This window comes from Streptomyces cyslabdanicus (assembly GCF_052663305.1).
On record NZ_JBQRUW010000088.1, the window covers coordinates 1 to 5,376 of the forward strand.

Consider the following 5,376-nt stretch of genomic DNA (forward strand, 5'->3'; position numbering starts at 1 on the left):
TGTAGCGGGCCGCGGAGTGGTCAGGGGTGGCCTTCGGCAGGCCGCCCCTCGATCGTGCGACAGCGTCGCAGGTAGTGACAGCGGCGGGCGACCGCTTGGCGTCGTCGGCGCCAGTTCGACCAGCTCAGCGCGTGGTGTCGTCCTCGACGGCCACGAAGGTGCGGCGGTTGGGGACGACAAGCTGCCAGGAGTCGCCGAATCTCCGCCACTGTGAACTCGATTGCCCCGGCTGCCTCACCGGTGCCGCCCCCTTTTCCCGGACCTGGTGCGCCGTGGCGGCCAGGAAGGCGTGCGCGAGCATGGCCAGAGTGATGTGCCGGTACCAGCCCACGTAGCGACGGACCTCGTACTGGTCCAGGCCACACTCGTTCTTCGCGGCCTGGAAACACTCCTCGATCGCCCAGCGCGTCCCGGCGATCCGCACCAACTCCCGAACGGTGGTCTCCAAAGGAGCGTAAGCGAGGTAGTAGGCGATCTCATCGGGCTTGCTGATGCTGCGCCGGGCCAGCGCCCACCGCATCCGGTGGGGGACCTCGCCCTGGTAGTCGAACTCGGCAACCGCTGGCAGCCGCACTGCTGCCCAGTAATAAACACGCGGCCCCTTCGCACCGTCACCGCACGAGAGCTTCTCCCATGCTTCGGCCGGGGCCTGCGAGAACAGCCCGTCGATGCGGGGACAGCCCACGGTGAACTGGGACTTGGGCACGGCCAGCACGTAGCCGACGCCCGACTGTTCCAGCAGTCGCCGGAAGCGGCCCTCCTGACCGTAGGCGGCGTCCGCGGTGACCCAGGCGATGGGCAGCGGCGAGGCGAGGGACCGCAGCACGATGCGCCGGGCCAACTCGCCCTTGGTGGCGAATACTCGCTCGTCAGGGACTTTGGCCGCGCGGCAGCGTTCGCGGTCCTCGGTCCAGGTCTTGGGCAGGTAGAGCTCGCGGTCGACCAGGGCCCGGCCTCGGGTGGTGGCGTAGGCGGCGAAGACGCCGATCTGGCAGTTCTCGGTGCGGCCGGCAGTTCCGGAGTATTGGCGCTGAACCCCGGCGGAGGTGATGCCCTTCTTGATGAACCCGGTGTCGTCGATGATGAGGACCCCATCGGTCTCGCCGAGCTTGTCGGCGACGTATTCCTGCAGGTCGTCGCGGATATCGTCGGGGTTCCACTTCGCTCCGGCGAGCAAGTGCTGCAGACCGTCAGGGGTAGCGTGACCTGCCTGCTCGGCCAGTTGCCAGCTGTTCTTTCGGGCCACCGGGGCGAGCAGACCGCGTACGTAGTCACGCATGCGGCGGCGTAGTTCCACCCGGCCGAAGCGATGGCCGATGGTCACGAAGAGGTCGTCCAGTTCCAGGTCCCACTGCTCGGCAACACGCGCGGTGATCACGTGAGAAGGCTGCCCCGCACCCTGTCGCTACCTGCGGCACTGTCGCACGATCGAGGGGCGGCCTGCCGAAGGCCACCCCTGACTACTCCGCGGCCCGCTACACTCCAGCCGCCCAGCGAAACCCCAGGCCAGACAGCAAAATCCTGCTGGAGTACTAGCACACCGATCGGGGTCGCTGATGGGGTTCGTGGAAAGCCCGCGGCGTGGGCGGCCCCGGTGTCCTAGCTCAGACCCCAGCCGCAAAGTAGGTCGCGGGTAGCCGGATGCCTCCCGTTTCCCAATCCGCGGCGCCGTCGTTGGTCTGATCGAGTGATCGAGTGATCGAGGCCAAAGGGGCGGGCGTGCGGCAAGAGTGGTCGCCAGAGGAGCTGTTGGCGAACTGGACGCTGGTAGACGGCGACTGGGGCCTGGTGGCGAACAAGAGCGGGCCGACCCGGCTTGGGTTCAGCCTGCTGCTGAAGTTCTTCGAGCTGGAAGGCCGGTTCCCCGATGTGCTGGAAGAGGTCCCGCCGGCCGCGGTGGAATACCTCGCTGATCTGGTGAAGGTCGAAGCCACCGACTTCGCGAAGTGCACGCTGGCCGGCCGGACGGCCGAGTACCACCGCAAGCAGATCCGCGAGGCCCTGGGGTTCCGGCCGTCGACGGTCGCGGACGAGATGGCGCTGGCCGAGTGGCTGGCCGTGAAGGTCTGTCCGGTTGAGCTGGTGGACGACCGGCAACGCGAGGCCCTGTTGGTCGAGTGCCGGGCCCGGAAGATCGAGCCGAGGGGCCGGACACGGGTCGAGAAGGTGCTCGTCACGGCGCGGGGCAAGTGGGAGAAGGCGTTCTGCACCCGCACGATCGGCCGCCTGGGCGAGGCGGGCACGGCCCGGCTGCTGTCCCTGGTGGCCGAGGACAACGAGGCGGGAACCGCCCTGCTGGCCGCGCTCAAGCGCGATCCGGGCGCGGTCAGCTTCCCGGGGCCGGGCCGTTGTTCCCAGAGCAAAGGGGTGGTTGCGGGGGGCGCCGACGGCTACAGGGTGCGTGGTCCTGCGCCGCCTTCAGTCACCTGGGGCGGTTGGTGGCTGGGCCTGCCCGGCGGCGTTGGTAGAGATCCGCGACCCCCCTGCTACCGCATTCATATCGCCCGGGTCGCTTCGGCCCAGGACGAAGATCTTGGCGAGGGCGAGCAGGCTTGGACCGCACAGAAGCGTGGACAACCACCAGGCCTTCGGCGCCACGTACACGCCGACCCCGAGCATGGCCAATGCGATCACCGCCCCGACAGCCAATTCGATAGTGTGCCGCCGGTCCGCACGTTGCTGCTGGCGCTCATCGTGCTCGCGCTGGCTTGCCTCGCGCTGCAAATCAAGGAGCATCATCCGCTCACGGTGTTCTCGCCGTAGCTGAGGCTCCATGGCGCGCTGAGCCACGCCAAGCTGCTCCGCTCCAAGGTCCCGCCATTGCATGGCGATACGTGCACCAGCCGACAGGACGGCATCGTCGCCAGAGGGCTGCCCGGCAGGCAACTGTGTGTCCGTGCTCACTGTGCTGATCCCCCGTCACCGCTCGACACAGGAGTTAGGTCCCCGTTCGCGCTCAAAGGTGGCGGGCCGAGCCGTACGAACAGTCGCGCCAAGGTGTCGTTAATCACGTCAGCCGTCTGCTCGGCAACGAGCTGTTCCTCTTCTGTGGACAGGCTGCCGACCTCGTCCGCCAGGAATGCGGCGTCATCCTCGTCCTCAAGCCGTCGGGACTCTGCCATGACGGCTTCTAGCGCATCTTCGTACCGGATTTGGTGTAGGTTATCCGCCTGTTGGCGGATATTCTCAATGATCGACAACCCGAGGGACTCAGCTACCGCAACGCTGCCGCGCCCGTAGATACGGACGACATTAATCTCCTTGTCGCGACGTCTTCTGGTGACGAAGCGAGCTATCAGCGTCACCATGCGGTCTACGACTCCATGGAGTAGCCACACCAGGCGATCCAGAACCTCCAGCACGGTGTCCCCCCGGGGGCCGAGATGCACAGCAAGTTGCCACCATATCCGCGAGGTGGCCTAGTGGGGCAGTACTCGGCGGACACTCTGCGGGGCTCGCAGACGGCGTCCCGCCCCTCCTTGATGAACCGGGCCGGGTTCGCCTTCTTGGCGACCATGTCCCGGTACCAAGCCATGTCGCGCGTGCCCTAAGTCAGGCCAGCTCGTGCTCGCGGCCGCCGACGGCGAAGTGCGGAGTCATCGGCGAGAGGTCGCGGACGCTGGCGCGGGTGTCGGGCAGGGCGGCGGCGATCCGCTCCATGCGTTGGCTTCATACGTGAGTTGAGAGAGCATCTGTTGCTCGGGGACAAGAGCACCCGATGCTCCAGTCGCACGGGATCGCCGAGTTTTGAGAGCACTCGAGTGCTTGCTTCAAGACCATGATCGTGATCTCGGACTCGGGTGGGGCCGAGGCCGTGCCCAGGGACCCGCTGGCGTGAACCGACGGTGTGTCAGGCCGAAGGCGGGCCGTGGCCGTGGCCGGGTGATCCACAGTGGCGGAAGGAAATCCTCCGCCGAGAGGACCTCTTCCGTCTTCTGGAGTGGATCGTGACGTTCTCACTGTCGGATGCTGCCCGCCGGTCGGGACCTGGTGCCGGGCATCGTGCCGGCTCGGCCGCCGCCCGGGGCCGGGCGCTGGCCGTGGCGGCCGGCGTGTTCTGTACCGCCGCCATCGCTCCGGTGGCGCTGTCCGGGGCCGCCCACGCGCAGGGCACCTGTACGGTCTCAGGCCCCACCACCACCTGCACGTTCGCCTTCACCAGCGCCGAGCAAACCTTCACCGTGCCCAGCGGTGTCACGCAGGTCGACGTCATGGCGATCGGCGCCGGCGGCGGCGTGGAGGACAACGGCGTGAGCGGCGGCCGGGGCGCCCAGGTGTCCGGCACGCTCACCGGGCTGTCCGGCGGGCAGACCCTCTACGTCGAAGTCGGCGGCACCCCCACCAACGGCTCGTGCGCCGGCAGCGCGCAGTGCGCCGGTGGCTTCAACGGCGGCGGCAGTACCCACTTCGGCGGAGGAGGCGGCGGTGCCTCCGACGTCCGCACCCAGCCCGGCACCACCCCCCTGACCACCACCGACTCCCGCCTCATCGTGGCCGCGGGCGGCGGCGGAGCCGGCTGGGCCGGCCAGTGCACCGGAAGCCCGGGCGGAGACGCCGGTCAGCCAGGCGCGGACGCGACCTGCAGCGGAGGAGACGGCGGCGGGGCGGGCACGTCCACCCACGGCGGGACCGGCGGCACCGGCGGGGGCGGAGTGTTCGACGGTGGCCCCGGCACGCTCGGTGTCGGCGGCACCGGCGGCGGCCCGGGCAACTCCCTGACCGGTGGCGGCGGAGGCGGGGGCTACTACGGCGGAGGCGGCGGCGGCAACATCAACCCCTTCATCACTCCGAGCGGCGGCGGGGGTGGCGGAGGCGGCGGCTCGTCCCTGGTCCCCACCGGCGGCACCGGCCCCACGGTGACCAGCGCCGCCGCGGGCATCACCATCAGCTACCTCACCCCGGGCAAGCCCGTGACCACGGATCTGGTCTCGCGCCCGCACCGGACCCCACGAGTTGGCAAGACGGTGCAACTACGCGATGTGGTCTGCCCCACCGCCAGGAGCGCCAGGACAAGGCCCACCGGAACCGTGGTATTCACCGACACCACCAACCACACCACCCTGGGCACAGCTCCCCTGAGGCCCTTCCGCCGGAACTGCGCCGCCGCGATGGTCATCACCTCGTTCCGGAGCGTCGGCATGCACACCATCACGGCCGTCTACAGCGGCGACACCGTCTACCAGGGCAACAGCGGGAACCCAGAAACCCTCACGCTGACGGTGCGCCCGCGCTGGTGACGCCGCAGCACAACCATTAGGCACACCCCTACGGGCCCCTGCCGAACCACCCACCCGGCCGGGGGCCCCACACGTCCCGCCCCACCGACACGCCCTCCCGGGTGCTCTCGATTCCCACCGACATCTCCCGGCATCTCGA

4 protein-coding genes are annotated in these 5,376 nt (G+C 69.0%); 2 read left to right on the forward strand and 2 right to left on the reverse strand.

Annotation, left to right across the window (positions count from 1 at the left end):
* Positions 1 to 124 precede the first annotated feature (124 nt).
* Positions 125 to 1,378: an IS701 family transposase gene (locus ACTYVM_RS36945; protein ID WP_445525936.1), complete on the reverse strand. Its 1,254-nt coding sequence runs from the start codon at positions 1,376 to 1,378 to the stop codon at positions 125 to 127.
* A 317-nt stretch (positions 1,379 to 1,695) separates the two neighbouring features.
* Between ACTYVM_RS36945 and ACTYVM_RS36950 the strand changes: the two genes are divergently transcribed.
* The gene (locus tag ACTYVM_RS36950; protein ID WP_445530118.1) at positions 1,696 to 2,763 is read left to right on the forward strand and encodes a DUF4158 domain-containing protein; all 1,068 of its coding nucleotides are present in this window, start codon (positions 1,696 to 1,698) and stop codon (positions 2,761 to 2,763) included.
* Between the two features lie 137 nt (positions 2,764 to 2,900).
* Here the strand turns inward: ACTYVM_RS36950 and ACTYVM_RS36955 are convergent, their stop codons facing one another.
* Entirely contained in the window at positions 2,901 to 3,308 is a 408-nt protein-coding gene (locus ACTYVM_RS36955; protein WP_445530119.1) for a hypothetical protein, read from the reverse strand.
* A 639-nt stretch (positions 3,309 to 3,947) separates the two neighbouring features.
* On the opposite strand from ACTYVM_RS36955, the gene ACTYVM_RS36960 reads away from it, so the two are divergent.
* Positions 3,948 to 5,237, forward strand: a complete 1,290-nt coding sequence (locus ACTYVM_RS36960; protein WP_445528196.1) for an Ig-like domain repeat protein — start codon at positions 3,948 to 3,950, stop codon at positions 5,235 to 5,237.
* The last annotated feature ends 139 nt before the right edge of the window (positions 5,238 to 5,376 follow it).